The following is a 14,221-nucleotide window of genomic DNA, read 5'->3' as shown; positions in this document are numbered from 1 at the left end:
GCCGCTCGTGCTGTTCAAGGGCGCGGGCGTGGCGCTGGAAGCCGTGCTGCACACGATGCTGCTCGAATACATGAGCTTCATCATCCTCCTTTTCGCGCTCTTCACCGTGGCCGGCGGCATTCTTGTCACCGGCAACCTGCGCGGCACGCCGGCGGTGGTGGCGAGGCGCTTCCTCTCGGCCATCACCGGCAGCACGATGGCGGTCGAGGACAGCGAGAGCGCGAAGGCGATGATGATCGCCGCGACCATCGGCAGGCCCAGGCTCCAGGCGATGCCGACGAGAACGGTCGCGGTCACGATGAGTTGCGCCGTGCCCAGGCCAAAGACCAGCCGATGCATCAGCTTCAGGCGCTCGAAGGAGAGCTCCAGCCCGATGGTGAAGAGCAGGAACACCACGCCCAGCTCGGCCAGCGGCTGCACGGAGGCGATATCCGTGATGGTGACATAACCGAGCCACGGCACGTGATCGGCGAAGCGGGCGAGGCCGTGCGGCCCGAGGCAAAGGCCGCCCAGCAGGAACCCGATCACCGGGCTCACCTTCAGCCGGTGGAAGACCGGAACGATCACACCGGCCATGGCAAGGAAGATCAGCGCGTCGCGGAAACCGGCACCGTGCTGAACTTCTGCCATGACGTCTCCTCAACGGAAGAAGATGAATGTGACCGCAATGAACAGGGGAATGAGGATTCCCACGCTCCACACCATGTAGCCGAAGAACGAGGGCATCTTCACACCCATATCCTTCGCGATGGCATAGACCATGAAATTCGGGGCATTGCCGATATAGCTGTTGGCCCCCATGAACACCGCGCCGCAGGAGATGGCTGCGAGCGTCAGCGCGCCTTGGGTCATCAGCACCTTCGGGTCACCCCCTGCGAGTTCGAAGAAGACGAGATAGGTCGGCGCATTGTCGAGGAAGGAGGAAAGCGTGCCCGTGAGCCAGAAATAGGCCACGTTGTTCGGGCTGCCATCCGGGTTCGAGACCAGCGCGACGAGCGGCGCGAAAGCGCCGTCCTTGCCGGCCTTGAGCATGGCCAGCACGGGGATCATGCAGATGAAGATGCCGGCGAAGAGCTTCGCCACTTCCAGGATCGGCCCCCAGCTGAACTCGTTGCCCGAACGCACCGGCTTCGGCGTGATCTTGAGCGAGATGAGCGCGATGAGCACCAGCGCGCTGTCGCGCATGAGGTTCTGGAGTTCCACCGCACCGCCCGGGAACCTGATGCTCACGCCCGGTTTCCACGAGGCCGAGATCAAGATCATCACGATGATCGCGCCGAGCAGCGCGAAATTCACGGTGCCGTAGAGTTTGATGCCGCGATCGGGCGTCTTGTCCGGCAGCGGAGGCAGCTTGTCATCCTTCGCATGCAGGACAGTGTCCCAGATATAGAAGATCACCAGCAGCGCGATCGACAGGAACAGGAACTCGCCGAACATGTGCGAGGTCGTCCAGAAGAAATCCACCCCGCGCAGGAAGCCGAGGAACAGCGGCGGATCACCCAGCGGCGTGAGCGAGCCGCCGATATTCGAGACCAGGAAGATGAAGAAGATCACCACATGCACATTGTGGCGGCGATTGTCATTGGCGCGGATGATCGGCCGGATGAGGATCATCGAGGCGCCGGTGGTGCCCACCACACTCGCGAGCGCCGTGCCGATGGCGAGAAGACCGGTATTCACCGCCGGCGTGCCGCGCAGGTTGCCGGTCACGAGAATGCCGCCGGCCACGGTGAAGAGCGCGAAAAGGAGGATGATGAAGCTCATGTATTCGAGCAGCATCGTGTGCAGCACGGCTTCCAGCGCCACGCCCGCGCCCTTGAACAGCACGAGCGGCAGGATGATCAGCGCCGCCCAGAGCGCGGTGATCTTGCCATAATGGTGCTCCCAGGTGCGATGGTAGAGCACGGGACCGGTCGCGATGCAAAGCAGCAATCCGGCAAAGGGCAAGGCCCACCAGAAGGAAAGCCCTTTCCCGTCGAAGCCTTCCGCCGCAAGGGCCGGAGAGGCCAGAACCATCGCCGGCAGCGTGATCATCAAACGCATCGCTTATTCCTCCCGAAGACCAGCCGCTTTCCCCCGATGGCCCGGCTCTGGAAAGCCTCCCCTGCCGAAAACCGGAGAATTCCCGCCCGCTCTAGGGCATGCAAACGGCGTTTTGCAACGTCTTCTTCGCTCTTCATCTTCCATTCACCAGAAGAAGGAGATAATTCCAAGATCGAACTCGAGATCAGAAAATCGATGTGCCGATTCCTCGCTTATCAGGGTGAACCTGTCTTCCTCGACTCCGTGGTCAGCAAACCCTGCCATTCGCTGATCCAGCAGAGCATGCGGGCGACCGAGTGCAAGACCACCACGAATGGTGATGGCTTCGGCCTTGGCTGGTACGGGGAGCGCCCGGAGCCGGGCCTTTACCGCGATCTGCGCCCGGCCTGGTCGGATGACAACCTGCTTTCCATCTGCATGCAGGTGCGCTCGCCGCTCTTCTTTGCCCATGTCCGCGCCGCCACCGGAACGGCGACTGCGCGTGCCAATTGCCACCCCTTCGCGCATGGAAGCTCGCTTTTCATGCATAATGGCCAGATCGGCGGCTTCGGCAGGATCCGGCGGCAGGTCGAGGCGATGATCCCGGATGAATTCTACCAGCATCGCTCCGGCACGACCGACAGCGAAGCGATCTTCCTTGCCGCCCTCGGGCGCGGCGCGAAGGATGATCCGGCCGAGGCCTTCGGCTCCGTGTTGGCCGAGATCTGCGGGATGATGCGCGCGGCGGGCATCAACGATGCCTTGCGCTTCGCCGCCTGCTTCACGGATGGCGAGACGCTGCACGCCTTCCGCTGGGCCTGCGACGAGAAGGCTCCCACACTCTACTGGCGGCGGGACGGCCATGGCGTGCAGATCGTCTCCGAGCCGCTGGATGAAACCCGCGAGCATTGGAATGCCGTGCCGCAGGGCTCTTCCCTCACCGCGCATGGCGGGGTGGCGGTGGAGGTGAAGCCCTTCGCCGTGACATTGCATTGATCGGCGCAAGCTTCACCTTGATTGCGGGTTGATCCTGCTTATCTCTGATCGCGATCCTTTCCGCTCCCAGGGGAGAAAGCCGTGATTGCCGTCGCCATTCTCATCCCATGGCTCGCGTTGATGCTGCGCGGGCGCATCTTCCAGGGCATCATCTGCCTCGTGCTGCAGCTGACGCTGATCGGCTGGATCCCTGCTGCGATCTGGGCAGTCATGGTCATCAACAACGACAACCAGGAGCGCCGTCACCGCGAGCTGATCAAGGCGCTGGGGCAGAGATAGCGCCGCCCAAGGTGATTGCTCCGGATGATTGGTTTCCGGACCGATCCGGATCTTTTCAAATCCGCGCCTTTGTCGCGGGAAGACGGAACAGGAATATGTCATGCGCATCGCGGTGGTTGGATCGGGATATGTGGGCCTTGTCTCGGGCGCCTGCCTTGCGGATTTCGGGCACACGGTGATCTGCATCGACAAGGATGCCGGAAAGATCGAGCGCCTTGAGCAGGGGATCATGCCGATCTTCGAGCCCGGCCTCGCCGAACTCGTGGCGAAGAACCGCCGCGACAATCGTCTGTTCTTCTCGACCGATCTCGAGGCATCGGTAAAGGGGGTGGAGGCGGTTTTCATCGCGGTGGGCACGCCCTCGCGGCGCGGGGATGGCCATGCCGACCTGCAATATGTGTTCGATGCCACCCGCGAGATCGCCCGTGCGCTGGATGGCCCCTGCGTCGTCATCACCAAGTCCACGGTGCCGGTGGGCACGGGCGACGAGGTGGAGCGCATCCTGAAGGAGGAGCGGCCGGAACTCGAGGTGTCGGTAGTCTCCAACCCGGAATTCCTGCGCGAGGGAGCGGCCATCAACGATTTCAAACGGCCGGATCGCATCGTGGTCGGCGCGGAGGATCAGCGCGGGCGCGATGTGCTCGCGGCGATCTATCGCCCGCTCTATCTCAACCAGGCGCCGCTGGTCTTCACGGGGCGGCGCACCTCGGAACTGATCAAATATGCGGCGAACGCGTTCCTGGCGACCAAGATCACCTTCATCAACGAGATGGCCGATCTCTGCGAGGCCGTGGGGGCCAATGTGCAGGAGGTGGCGCGCGGCATCGGCCTCGACAACCGCATCGGCTCGAAGTTCCTGCATGCCGGCCCGGGTTATGGCGGCTCGTGCTTCCCGAAGGACACGCTGGCGCTGATCCGCACCGCGAATGACCATGCGGTTCCGCTCTCGATCGTGGAATCGGTCGTCACCGCGAATGACAAGCGCAAGCGCGCGATGGCGCGCCGCGTGATCACGGCGCTGGATGGGAATGTGCGCGGCAAGACGATCGCGATCCTCGGCCTCACCTTCAAGCCGAACACGGATGACATGCGCGATGCGCCGTCGATCGCGGTGATCCAGGCATTGCAGGATGCCGGCGCGCGGATCCGGGCCTATGATCCGGAGGGTGTGGAGCAGGCAAGACATGTGCTGACCGGCATCGACTACGCGCCATCCGCGCTGGCCTGCCTCGATGGCGCGGATGCGGCCTGCATCATCACCGAATGGGACGAGTTCCGCGCGCTCGACCTCAAGGACATCGCCCGTCGCCTCGGCGCGCCCATCCTCATCGACCTGCGCAACATCTTCCGCCCCGAGGAAGCCACGGCCGCCGGGCTTGCCTATTCCAGCATCGGGCGGTGGGCCGCAGGGGCCCGCGACGCCGCGTCCCTTTCGGCAGCGCCTCCACCTCTCGGCGCACCACTCGCTGCGACGAAGAAGCCCGGCGCTTGAGACATCCTTGACAACCCATCGGCATTTACCTATCAAAATCCCTCGGCAGATAACGATGGATTGAGGCCGTATGGGGTATGTCTCACCCGACCAGGACCCGTTCCGGGCGATTGCCGACCCCCGGCGTCGGCAGATGCTCGACGCGATGATGGACGAGGAGCGGACCGTGGGCGAATTGCGCGCAGCGCTGGGCATCAGCCAGGCGACGGTCTCGCAGCACCTGCAGGTGCTGAAGCTCGCGGGGCTCGTGGATGAGCGCCGCCAGGGCCGCAACAATTTCTACCGCACACGCCCGGCCGAACTCGCGGATATCGCCGCGTGGCTGGACAAGTATCGCAGCTTCTGGAGCGAGCGGCTCGATGCGCTCGAGGCCCATCTCCAGCGAAAGAGGAATTGACGACCCATGCGTTCCATCCGGATCGAGCGCGTCTATCGCTATCCCCGTCTCATGGTCTGGGAGGCCATCGCCAACCGCGAGGCCCTGGCAGACTGGCTGATGCCGAATGATTTCGAGCCGGTTCAGGGGCACGAATTCACGTTTCGCACCAAGCCTGCAGCAGGTTTCGATGGCATCGTGCGCGCGAAAGTGCTCGATCTCGCGACTCCCGAGCGGCTGATCCTCGCCTGGCGTGGCGGCCCGCTCGACACCAGATTGTGCTTCGAATTGCAGGAAGTATCGGCCGGCGAGACGCGGCTGATCCTCACGCATGAGGGCTTCCGCGGCCTCTCGAACCTCATGCCGCGCATCTTTCTCGGCTTTGGCTGGAAGGATCTCCTCGGCAAGAAGCTGCCCGCCTTCATCGAACGGAACGGCGGCACGTTACGCGCGATCACTCGCGCATCAGCATCTCGAGCAGGCGAGCCAGCGTTTCCGCCTCCGCCTCGCCGGCGAGCTTGCCGCCGACATGGCGCCGACCTCGCGACCGAGATTGTTCGTGCAGGATTTGCGCGAAGCGGAACGCTGGGCGTCACCGCGCTCAGGGCTGCCATGATAGAGGCCCAGTCCGCGAAACGCGGGCTGTGGAACGGAGACTGGACCATCCTGCCCTGAGGCCTGCGCCGGTTTATCCCCGCCATGCCAAACCGGGCCTATCGTCTCCCGCCCGACACTTCCTGAGGAGACGAGAGATGCCTGATGTTTTCGAGACCCATGCCCAGTCGCCGCTGGGGCCGCTGACGCGCGGCTTTGCCATCACGCCAAGCGATACAGTCCCGCTGCCAGCCGTCACGCGCCAGTTGCGCGTGACGGGCGCGGCCGGCACGATCGCCGTCGTCTGGGCCTCGGGCGAAGAGAGTGTCGAGCCTGTCAGTGCCGGCGATTTTCTGGATTGGCGCATCCATCAGGTGAAGGCCACCGGCACCACAGCCACCGGCTTGCGTGGTTACGCCTGAGCCGCCCATCGCCGTGAAAGTGGGGGGTGCCCCGCGGAGCAATCCCCCCCATGGCCGGCCAATGAAAGTTTCGACACGAGGCTTGGAGGGTGATTGCGGGCCAGGATGACAGGCGCTGGGCATCCAGCCGAAGCGGTTGGCGCAAAAAGCGGCTCACGCCACGTTGGAGCGTGCCGTGACCAGCGCGCCGACCGCATCGGCCGTGGCGGCGGAAAGCGTCCATCCGAGATGGCCATGGCCCGTATTGTAGAAGACGCGCGGGTTCCGGCCGCGCATCACGCGCGGAATCATGTCCGGCATCATCGGGCGAAGGCCGGCCCAGGGCACGCTCTGCCGCGTGCTCATGCCGGGAAAATGCACCCGGCACCAGGCGATGAGCGGTGAAATGCGCGCGGCGCGGATGTCGCGGTTGTAGCCGTTGAATTCCGCCGTGCCCGCCACGCGGAAGCGTGTCGGCCCGAGGCGGCTGGTGACGATCTTCGCCTTGTCGTCGAGCAGGCTGACCCAGGGGGCGGCGTCCTGATCGGCCTTTTCGGCGAGGCTCACGGTGATGGAATAGCCCTTCACGGGATAGACATTCACCCGGTCGCCGAAGCCGCTGGCAATCGCGCGGGACATCACGCCGCCGCAGACGATGACCTTGTCAAAGGTCTCGACCTGCTGCGGATGAAGGCTGTCGTCGAGCGTCGGCTCGGTGGAGCGCGTGACGAGGGTCACGTCGTTCTCGCCGGCAGCGGCGGAAAGGATCTCGGTCGAGAAGCGCATCGAAACGCCATGGCGCTCGCAGGCCCTCGCAAGTCCGATGGTGAATTTGTGGATGTCTCCGGTGAAATCCGAGGGTGTGTAGAAGCCGCCATAGTAATTGCCGCGCAAGGCCGGCTCGATCGACTGGATCTCCGAAGGCGTCACGGCGCGACGCTCAAGACCGCCCTTCGCGAGCAGGTTGCTCACGCGCTGGGCTGCCTCGAAATCCTTCTTCGTCTCGTAGAAATGCAGGATGCCGCGTGTCTCGCAGTCGAAATCGATGCCCTCGGCCTCGGCCATCGCCTGGAGATAGCCGCGCGCCGCGATGGCGAGGCGCGCGGTCGTCACCGTGTTCTGCTCGTATTTCGGAATGGAGGCGATGAACTCGCCCATCCAGGAGATCTTGTGCCAGGAGGGCTTGGGATTGACGAGCAGCGGCGCGCCGGGCTCCATCATCCACTTGATGCCCTTCAGCACCGTGGCCCAGCTGTTCCAGACCTCTGCATTGGAGGCCGAAAGCTGGCCACCATTGGCGAAGGAGGTTTCCATCGCCGCATAGGGCTGGCGATCGAAGACGGTCACGCGGCAGCCGCGCTTCATCAGATTATAGGCCGTCGTGATGCCGGTAATGCCCGCGCCGATGACGGCAACGGTTTCGGGACGGGAAGAGGAATTTGAAGTGACAGACATGCGACAGGCCCCCTCTTGTCTCGCGCGTTCCGCGCGAGATGGAGCCCCCTCTGTCATTGGCCTGAGAGCATCACCGCTCCTGATCATCAGGGGATCGGCTTACACCATCGGCGGGAGCGGCTGCTCCACTTTTCAGAGTTCAAAAACGACTGCGGTTCCTGGGCCTGAGAGTTTCCGGGGCGGTTGCTCCTTCGGCGTCAACCGGCGAGCCGGCTGAACTCTTCCGCTAACATCAACCTAGCACAGGACGGGCATCCGTCAAGATGGTTTCATTTTGCAACTATCTTGACGGCGCGCTTTGGCGCCTTGCCTGCGACAGCCTCGGGAAAGCGAGCCGCGACCTTTTCGCGATAGCCCGTCTGAACCCAGCGGCGCACCGTATCGATCATCTCGAGAAAGGCTGCGCGCTGCTCTTCGGTGAGGGGCTCAAGCATCATGGCCTCGAGCTCAATGCTCAGGGGGTCTGCCTGGTCACCGAGAGCGAGGCCGGGTTTCGTGGCCGTTAATGTGAAGACGCGCGCATCTTTCGTCGAGTTGGTCCGCGCGACCAGGCCTGCCTTCATGAGCTTTGCGAGAATGCGCGAAGTGAGGCTGCGCTCGAATTTCGTCTGTCGCGCCAGTTCCGTGAAGGTGATGCCCGGGTTGGACCGGATGAGCCGCAGCACGCGAATTTCCCGCACGCTCCAGCCGAAACGCGTTTCGAAGATGCGCCCGGCATGGCCGATGCCATCCTCCGAGATCGTAGCGAGGTGATATGTCAGCGAACGATGCAGCATGTTCAGCCTGTCCCGATGCGATGCCTCAGGAATTCTGAACGGTCTGATCTCATTTTTCAACAATTGTGACATGCAACGGCATCGCTCGCCGGCGCCGGAAATCATGCGCCCATATCGTTGCTAAAAAAAATAGTTGCGAATTACAACTGAAAATGCGATCCGGTTTTCCGTCCGCTCCGAACGCCTGAGTCCGGGGCGATGGCCAACAGAAAAGATCCGCAAGGGTCAAAGCAGTGCATCGGTGAGGACGCGAACCCAGGGGAGGGGCAGATGCACATCGTGCGCAGTCCCAAGGATTTCTTTGCAGGGTTGATCTATCTGGGCTTTGGCGTGGCCGGGCTCTGGTTTGGCGCCGCCTATTCCATGGGGACGGCCGGGCGCATGGGCGCGGGCTATTTCCCGAAAGTGCTCTCGGGCCTGCTGGTTCTGCTCGGGCTTTTCGCGATCATCCGCGCCCTGCGTGTGGAGGGCAGTCCGGTTGGCGCCATCCGCTGGAAGCCGCTGGTTCTCATCCTCGCGGGCTGTTCGCTCTTCGGCATGTTGCTGCAACCTCTGGGCATGCCGATCGCGCTGTTCATCCTCATGCTGTGCTGCGCCATGGCGAGCCGCGAATTCCGCTGGGACCCGCGCGCTCTAGCCGGCGCGCTGGGCATGGTTGCGATCTGCGCGCTGGTCTTCATCAAGGGTCTTTCGGTGCAGATGCCGCTGGTCGGTGACTGGCTGACCGCCCTTCTCGGGAATGGGTGAGGCCAGCCATGGAAATGCTCGACAATCTCTGGCTTGGGCTCTCGGTTGCCGTCACGCCCATCAATCTCTGGTGGTGCCTCGTCGGTGTCTTCCTCGGAACGGCCATCGGCGTTCTTCCGGGTCTTGGCCCATCGGCGACGATCGCGATGCTGTTGCCGGCGACCTTCGGCCTCGAGCCCGTCTCGGCCCTCATCATGATGGCCGGCATCTTCTACGGCGCGCAATATGGCGGCTCCACGACCGCGATCCTGATCAACCTGCCGGGCGAGGCGACCTCGGTTGTCACCGCGCTCGACGGCTACCAGATGGCCCGCAAGGGGGCCGCGGGCCGGGCGCTTGCGGCGGCTGCGTTGTCCTCTTTCTTTGCCGGGACGGTATGCACGGTGCTGATCGCGCTGTTCGCGCCGCCGCTGACGGATCTCGCCTTCAAGTTCGGGCCGGCGGAGTATTTCTCACTGATGGTGCTGGGGCTTGCCGCCTCGGTGGTGCTCGCGAGCGGCTCGATCATTCATGCGCTGGCGATGATCGTGCTCGGCCTGCTGCTCGGGCTCGTCGGCACGGATGTGAATTCCGGCGCCCAGCGCTACGCCTTTGGTCTGCCGGAACTGGCTGATGGCTTCAATTTCGTCATCGTCGCGATGGGCATGTTCGGAATCGGCGGGATCATCGCCAACCTCGAGGATGAGTCCCGGCGCGATCTGGGCGTGAAGTCCGTGAAGGGCCTGATGCCCACCCGCGAGGATTGGCGGCGGATGATCGCGCCGATCCTGCGCGGCACAAGCCTCGGCGCGATATTGGGCATCCTGCCGGGCGGTGGCGCCGCGCTCGCCTCCTTCGGGGCTTACGCGCTGGAAAAGCGTGTCTCGAAACACGCGGATGAGCTCGGCAAGGGCGCGATCGAGGGCATCGCTGCCCCCGAGGCTGCGAATAATGCCGGCGCGCAGATGTCCTTCATCCCCATGCTCACGCTCGGCTTTCCGGCCAATCCGGTGATGGCGCTGATGATCGGCGCGATGATCATGCAGGGCATCCAGCCCGGTCCCGGCGTGATGGCCGAGCAGCCGCGGCTCTTCTGGGGCCTGATTGCTTCAATGTGGGTCGGCAATGTGATGCTGCTGGTGCTGAACCTGCCGCTGATCGGGCTGTGGGTGCGCATGATCATGGTGCCCTACCATTTCCTCTTCCCGATGATCATCGTGTTCTGCGCGATCGGCGTGTTCTCGCTGGCGAACAACGCCTTCGATCTCCAGATCATGGTCGGCTTCGGCCTGCTCGGATACATCCTGAAGAAGCTCGATTGCGAGCCCGCGCCGATGCTGCTGGGCTTCATTCTCGGCCCGCTGATGGAAGAATTCCTGCGCCGGTCGCTGCTCCTCTCGCAGGGCGATCCCACCGTCTTTGTCACCCGGCCGCTGAGCGCCGTGCTGCTTGCGCTCGCCGTCGCCGTGCTGGCGATGGTGCTGCTGCCGGCCTTCAGCCGAACCCGCGATGTCGCATTCAAGGAAGCCTAAGCCGCAGCAAGGCCAAGGGCAAAAAAGGAGGAATACCCCATGATGAAACGGCGCAGCCTTGTTTTCGGTCTTCTGGCGGGTCTTGCCATGAGCGCGTCGGCCCAGGCCCAGCTTGGTCCGGGAAAGACCATCACGCTGATGGTGCCCTATCCCGCCGGCGGGCCGTCGGATGCCATCGCGCGCATCATCGCGCCCCGCCTCCAGCAGGTGCTGGGCCAGACCGTTCTGATCGAGAATCTGGGCGGAGCAAGCGGTGGTCTCGCGGCCATGAAGCTGCTGCAAACACCCGCTGACGGCCGGATGATTTTCCAGGGCTCGCCGAACGAATTGATCCTGTCGCCGCTGACGAACCCGGATATCGGGTTCAAGCCGAACCAGTTCCGCCATCTGACGCAGATCACGAAGAACCCGCTGATCCTGCTCGCGCGGCCGGATCTGCCTGCGAACAACATCGACGAACTGATCGAGTATTCGAAGAAGCTCGGCAAGCCCACGCCCTATGGCAGCGTCGGCGTCGGCTCGCTCTATCACATCCTGTCGGAGGATCTCGCCAAGCAGGCAGGCATCAAGGTCACGCATGTGCCCTATCGCGGCGCGGCGCCGATGTTCCAGGATCTGGCCGGTGGTGCGGTCGATTTCGCGATCCTGCCTTATCAGGCTTCCTACAAGGGGCTCCAGGAGCAGAAGAAGCTGAAGATGCTCGGCTGGGTATCGGAAAAGCGCGACAATTTCATTCCGGAACTCGTCGCTTTCTGCGAAAGCAAGGGCTTGCCGAAATTCGATCACGCGATCTGGGCCGGTATGTTCCTGCGCGCCGACACGCCAGATGACATCGCGACCAAGATCAATGCCGCCATCGCGGAGACGATGAAGACGCCGGAAGTGCGCGCAGCCCTCGAAAAGATGGGCTCGATTCCGGTCGACACGACATCGCTCGCGGTCGCTCAAAGCTTTTTCGAAGCCGAGGTGGCGAAACTCAACGGCATGACCAAGGACATGGAATTCAAGGTGCAGTAACGGCTCGAAAGCCCAAGGGCGATGCCAGGACTGGCACCGCCCTTATGGGCCGGAGCGTGACGTCTCGAGGGCCGGATCCCATCGGTCGAAGAGTCGGACCAGCTCGACCAGCTGGGCAAGAAGACGCGAACTGTCGTTCTTGCGGTAGCTCATGATGATCGGAGAGGTCATCTTCGGCTCGTCGAGATCGATATAGGCCACGTCATCCCGCCCAAGGCGGCGAACGGAGGCCGGCACGATGGTGATGCCCCCGCCGGACGCGACCAGGCCCAAAGCTGTCTGCAACTCACGCGCCTCCGTGGCGATAACCGGATCGATCTCCGCATCATGAAAGAAGCTCAGCACCTGGTCGGCATAACCCGGCCGCGGCGCACGGGGATAGAGGATCAGCGGCTCGCCCGCCGTGTCTTTCAGGCGCAGGGCCGTGCCGCGCGCCACCAGCGGGTGACCCTTGGGTGCCGCGATGCAGAGCCTCTCCTCGCGGATGACCTTGCGGATGATCAGCGGATCATCGAAGCGCAGACGCCCGAAGCCGATATCGATCCGGCCATCCTTGAGGGCCGCCACCTGCTCCAGCGTGGTCATCTCCAGCAGGTGCACCTCAACGCCGGGAACGGTGATGCGGAAGCGCCGGATCAACTCGGGCAGATCGTCATAGAGCGTGGAGGCGACGAAGCCGATATTGAATTGCAGCACCATGCCCTTGGCGATCCGCCGTGTCATGGCGCGCACATCCTCGACCCGTTGCAGGATTTGCCGGGATTGCTCGAAAAGGTATCGACCGGGCTCCGTGAGTGTCAGGGGACGCCCGCGATCCAGAAGCCTCACGCCCAGCTCTTCCTCCAGCTGTTGCACCTGACGAGACAGAGGCGGCTGAGCAATACTGAGCTTTTCGGCTGCACGGCTGAACGACCCCTCCGCTGCAACCGTCGTGAAATAGCGCAGATGCCTGAGTTCCATTTCGGCGTCTCTCCCTCAATTATACCCGATGGGTATGAAAATAGACACAATCGATCCTGTGCCGCAAGGGAGCTCGCCGCTATCGTCCAATGGCTTCAAGCGGAGTTGAAGACCATGGCACTGAGCGCAGCGCGGATCGTTGAGGTCGAGACCTTTCTGGTGGATCTGCCGACCATCCGGCCCCACCAGCTCGCGATGACGACCATGAAGGGCCAGACCCTGATGATCGTGCGGCTGCGCATGGCGGACGGGATCATCGGCATCGGCGAGGGAACGACGATCGGCGGCCTTGCCTATGGGCCGGAGAGCCCCGAGGGCATGAAGCTCGCGATTGATACCTACATCGCCCCGATCCTGCTTCAGTCGGATGCAAGCCGTATCGGCGTCACGATGGCGATCATCGCCAAGACCGTGCAGGGCAACCATTTCGCGAAATGCGCTGTGGAAACGGCGCTGATCGACGCACTCGGCAAGCGGGTGGGGCTGCCGGCCTCGGAGCTTCTCGGCGGTCGCCATCATGATCGCCTGCCCGTGGCCTGGACGCTCGCGAGCGGGGATACGGCGCGCGACATCGCGGAAGCCGAGGAGATGCTCGCGAAGCGCCGTCACAACATCTTCAAGCTCAAGATCGGGCGCGGCGACGCAAGGAAGAACATCGCGCATGTCGCAGCGATCAAGGCGGCTCTGGGCGATCGCGCCTCGGTCCGCGTGGATATCAACCAGGCCTGGAGCGAGGCGACCGCCTCGGCCTGCCTGCCCATGCTGCGCGATGCCGGTGTCGACCTCATCGAACAGCCGATCGCGCTGAAGAACATTCGCGGCATGGCGCGGCTTGCCCGTGAAACCTCCGTCGCCATCATGGCGGATGAGGCGCTGAACGGGCCGGAAACGGCCTTCCAGGTGGCGCAGAGTGAAGCCGCGGATGTGTTCGCGCTCAAGATCGCGCAATCCGGCGGGCTCTTTGCGGGTGCCAAGGTCGGGGCCATTGCAGAAGCCGCGGGCATCGGCCTTTATGGCGGCACGATGCTCGAGGGAGCCATCGGCACGGCAGCCTCCGCCCATCTCTTCTCGACCTTCGCGAAGCTGGAATGGGGCACGGAGCTGTTCGGTCCGCTGCTGCTGACCGAGGAGATCCTCGCCGAGCCGCTCGATTACTCCGATTTCAGCCTGAAGGTGCCGACCGAGCCCGGTCTCGGCATCCGGCTGGATGAGGGCCAGGTCGGCCGCTTCCGGCGGGACCGCACCGAGCGCAGCCTGCATGTGCTGCCGCAACTCAAGACAGGATCGTGACCATGCTTTTCCAGGTCCAGATGGATGTGCGCATCCTCCATGATCTGCCCGCCGAGCGAGCTGAAACGCTGAAGAAGGCCGAGCGCGAACGGGCGCAGGCGCTTCAGCAACAGGGCATCTGGCGCCACCTGTGGCGCCATGCCGGCCGCTACGCGAACACCAGCATCTTCGATGTTGGCAGTACGCAGGAACTCCACGACCTCTTGAGCACCTTGCCACTGTTCCCCTTCATGGAAATCAGCGTCACCCCGCTCTGCCGCCACCCCTCTTCGATCCGCGACGACGATCGCTGATCCTGCCTCAAT

The 14,221-nt window shown here is 63.5% G+C and carries 15 protein-coding genes, 2 pseudogenes and 1 riboswitch; of the genes and pseudogenes, 12 read left to right on the top strand and 5 right to left on the bottom strand.

Annotation, left to right across the window (positions count from 1 at the left end; genetic code table 11):
* Nucleotides 1-55: 55 nt before the first annotated feature.
* A pseudogene (locus tag ACKODO_RS02300) lies at nt 56-106 on the top strand (hypothetical protein); the annotation flags it as partial.
* A 104-nt stretch (nt 107-210) separates the two neighbouring features.
* Here ACKODO_RS02300 and ACKODO_RS02295 read toward each other — a convergent pair.
* Nucleotides 211-576 (bottom strand): annotated as a pseudogene (locus ACKODO_RS02295) (cation:proton antiporter); the annotation flags it as partial.
* 63 nt (nt 577-639) lie between these two features.
* Complete coding sequence (locus ACKODO_RS02290; protein WP_408981843.1) at nt 640-2,043, bottom strand: sodium:proton antiporter; 1,404 nt, start codon at nt 2,041-2,043, stop codon at nt 640-642.
* Nucleotides 2,044-2,238: 195 nt separating this feature from the next.
* Between ACKODO_RS02290 and ACKODO_RS02285 the strand changes: the two genes are divergently transcribed.
* The 6 genes from ACKODO_RS02285 to ACKODO_RS02260 all read left to right on the top strand — a co-directional run bounded on the left by ACKODO_RS02285 (nt 2,239) and on the right by ACKODO_RS02260 (nt 6,181).
* A complete protein-coding gene (locus ACKODO_RS02285; protein ID WP_408981842.1) occupies nt 2,239-3,018 on the top strand; it encodes a class II glutamine amidotransferase in 780 nt (259 codons plus the stop codon).
* Between the two features lie 81 nt (nt 3,019-3,099).
* Entirely contained in the window at nt 3,100-3,297 is a 198-nt protein-coding gene (locus tag ACKODO_RS02280; RefSeq protein WP_408981841.1) for a YqaE/Pmp3 family membrane protein, read from the top strand.
* 100 nt (nt 3,298-3,397) lie between these two features.
* On the top strand, nt 3,398-4,789 hold the full coding sequence (locus ACKODO_RS02275) for a UDP-glucose dehydrogenase family protein (protein WP_408981840.1): 1,392 nt from the start codon (nt 3,398-3,400) through the stop codon (nt 4,787-4,789).
* 70 nt (nt 4,790-4,859) lie between these two features.
* Nucleotides 4,860-5,186 carry an ArsR/SmtB family transcription factor gene (locus tag ACKODO_RS02270; RefSeq protein WP_408981839.1) on the top strand — a complete coding sequence of 109 codons (327 nt, stop codon included), beginning with the start codon at nt 4,860-4,862 and terminating at the stop codon, nt 5,184-5,186.
* A gap of 6 nt (nt 5,187-5,192) precedes the next feature.
* Entirely contained in the window at nt 5,193-5,840 is a 648-nt protein-coding gene (locus ACKODO_RS02265) for an SRPBCC domain-containing protein (protein ID WP_408981838.1), read from the top strand.
* Nucleotides 5,841-5,917: 77 nt separating this feature from the next.
* Nucleotides 5,918-6,181: a hypothetical protein gene (locus tag ACKODO_RS02260; protein ID WP_408981837.1), complete on the top strand. Its 264-nt coding sequence runs from the start codon at nt 5,918-5,920 to the stop codon at nt 6,179-6,181.
* 153 nt (nt 6,182-6,334) lie between these two features.
* Here the strand turns inward: ACKODO_RS02260 and ACKODO_RS02255 are convergent, their stop codons facing one another.
* Both ACKODO_RS02255 and ACKODO_RS02250 read right to left on the bottom strand, forming a co-directional pair.
* Nucleotides 6,335-7,615: a D-amino acid dehydrogenase gene (locus tag ACKODO_RS02255; protein WP_408981836.1), complete on the bottom strand. Its 1,281-nt coding sequence runs from the start codon at nt 7,613-7,615 to the stop codon at nt 6,335-6,337.
* 142 nt (nt 7,616-7,757) lie between these two features.
* Nucleotides 7,758-7,851, bottom strand: a riboswitch (glycine riboswitch).
* A 33-nt stretch (nt 7,852-7,884) separates the two neighbouring features.
* Nucleotides 7,885-8,391 (bottom strand): MarR family winged helix-turn-helix transcriptional regulator, encoded by a 507-nt coding sequence (locus tag ACKODO_RS02250; protein WP_408981835.1) that lies wholly within the window; start codon nt 8,389-8,391, stop codon nt 7,885-7,887.
* Between the two features lie 270 nt (nt 8,392-8,661).
* On the opposite strand from ACKODO_RS02250, the gene ACKODO_RS02245 reads away from it, so the two are divergent.
* The 3 genes from ACKODO_RS02245 to ACKODO_RS02235 are packed head-to-tail and all read left to right on the top strand — an operon-like array spanning nt 8,662 to nt 11,666.
* Entirely contained in the window at nt 8,662-9,138 is a 477-nt protein-coding gene (locus tag ACKODO_RS02245; protein ID WP_408981834.1) for a tripartite tricarboxylate transporter TctB family protein, read from the top strand.
* 8 nt (nt 9,139-9,146) lie between these two features.
* Entirely contained in the window at nt 9,147-10,649 is a 1,503-nt protein-coding gene (locus ACKODO_RS02240; RefSeq protein ID WP_408981833.1) for a tripartite tricarboxylate transporter permease, read from the top strand.
* A 39-nt stretch (nt 10,650-10,688) separates the two neighbouring features.
* Nucleotides 10,689-11,666: a Bug family tripartite tricarboxylate transporter substrate binding protein gene (locus tag ACKODO_RS02235; RefSeq protein WP_408981832.1), complete on the top strand. Its 978-nt coding sequence runs from the start codon at nt 10,689-10,691 to the stop codon at nt 11,664-11,666.
* Nucleotides 11,667-11,708: 42 nt separating this feature from the next.
* Here the strand turns inward: ACKODO_RS02235 and ACKODO_RS02230 are convergent, their stop codons facing one another.
* Nucleotides 11,709-12,626, bottom strand: a complete 918-nt coding sequence (locus tag ACKODO_RS02230; RefSeq protein ID WP_408981831.1) for a LysR family transcriptional regulator — start codon at nt 12,624-12,626, stop codon at nt 11,709-11,711.
* Nucleotides 12,627-12,740: 114 nt separating this feature from the next.
* Here ACKODO_RS02230 and ACKODO_RS02225 point away from each other — a divergent pair, with 114 nt between their 5' ends.
* Both ACKODO_RS02225 and catC read left to right on the top strand, forming a co-directional pair.
* Nucleotides 12,741-13,916, top strand: coding sequence for a muconate/chloromuconate family cycloisomerase (locus tag ACKODO_RS02225; protein ID WP_408981830.1), 1,176 nt, complete (start codon nt 12,741-12,743; stop codon nt 13,914-13,916).
* Between the two features lie 2 nt (nt 13,917-13,918).
* Complete coding sequence (gene catC / locus ACKODO_RS02220; RefSeq protein WP_408981829.1) at nt 13,919-14,209, top strand: muconolactone Delta-isomerase; 291 nt, start codon at nt 13,919-13,921, stop codon at nt 14,207-14,209.
* Nucleotides 14,210-14,221 lie beyond the last annotated feature (12 nt).

This window comes from Rhabdaerophilum sp., assembly GCF_046092605.1.
In the GTDB taxonomy this organism is placed as follows: domain Bacteria; phylum Pseudomonadota; class Alphaproteobacteria; order Rhizobiales; family Beijerinckiaceae; genus Rhabdaerophilum.
The sequence above is the reverse complement of the archived record's forward strand: the minus strand, read 5'-3'. Positions and strand labels throughout refer to the sequence as shown.

Excerpts from the sequence above, each read along its gene's own strand:
- ACKODO_RS02290 (WP_408981843.1), bottom strand. The coding sequence starts at position 2,043 with ATGCGTTTGATGATCACGCTGCCGGCGATGGTTCTGGCCTCTCCGGCC.
- ACKODO_RS02285 (WP_408981842.1), top strand. The coding sequence starts at position 2,239 with ATGTGCCGATTCCTCGCTTATCAGGGTGAACCTGTCTTCCTCGACTCC.
- ACKODO_RS02275 (WP_408981840.1), top strand. The coding sequence starts at position 3,398 with ATGCGCATCGCGGTGGTTGGATCGGGATATGTGGGCCTTGTCTCGGGC.
- ACKODO_RS02270 (WP_408981839.1), top strand. The coding sequence starts at position 4,860 with ATGGGGTATGTCTCACCCGACCAGGACCCGTTCCGGGCGATTGCCGAC.
- ACKODO_RS02265 (WP_408981838.1), top strand. The coding sequence starts at position 5,193 with ATGCGTTCCATCCGGATCGAGCGCGTCTATCGCTATCCCCGTCTCATG.
- ACKODO_RS02260 (WP_408981837.1), top strand. The coding sequence starts at position 5,918 with ATGCCTGATGTTTTCGAGACCCATGCCCAGTCGCCGCTGGGGCCGCTG.
- ACKODO_RS02255 (WP_408981836.1), bottom strand. The coding sequence starts at position 7,615 with ATGTCTGTCACTTCAAATTCCTCTTCCCGTCCCGAAACCGTTGCCGTC.
- ACKODO_RS02250 (WP_408981835.1), bottom strand. The coding sequence starts at position 8,391 with ATGCTGCATCGTTCGCTGACATATCACCTCGCTACGATCTCGGAGGAT.
- ACKODO_RS02245 (WP_408981834.1), top strand. The coding sequence starts at position 8,662 with ATGCACATCGTGCGCAGTCCCAAGGATTTCTTTGCAGGGTTGATCTAT.
- ACKODO_RS02240 (WP_408981833.1), top strand. The coding sequence starts at position 9,147 with ATGGAAATGCTCGACAATCTCTGGCTTGGGCTCTCGGTTGCCGTCACG.
- ACKODO_RS02235 (WP_408981832.1), top strand. The coding sequence starts at position 10,689 with ATGATGAAACGGCGCAGCCTTGTTTTCGGTCTTCTGGCGGGTCTTGCC.
- ACKODO_RS02230 (WP_408981831.1), bottom strand. The coding sequence starts at position 12,626 with ATGGAACTCAGGCATCTGCGCTATTTCACGACGGTTGCAGCGGAGGGG.
- ACKODO_RS02225 (WP_408981830.1), top strand. The coding sequence starts at position 12,741 with ATGGCACTGAGCGCAGCGCGGATCGTTGAGGTCGAGACCTTTCTGGTG.
- catC (WP_408981829.1), top strand. The coding sequence starts at position 13,919 with ATGCTTTTCCAGGTCCAGATGGATGTGCGCATCCTCCATGATCTGCCC.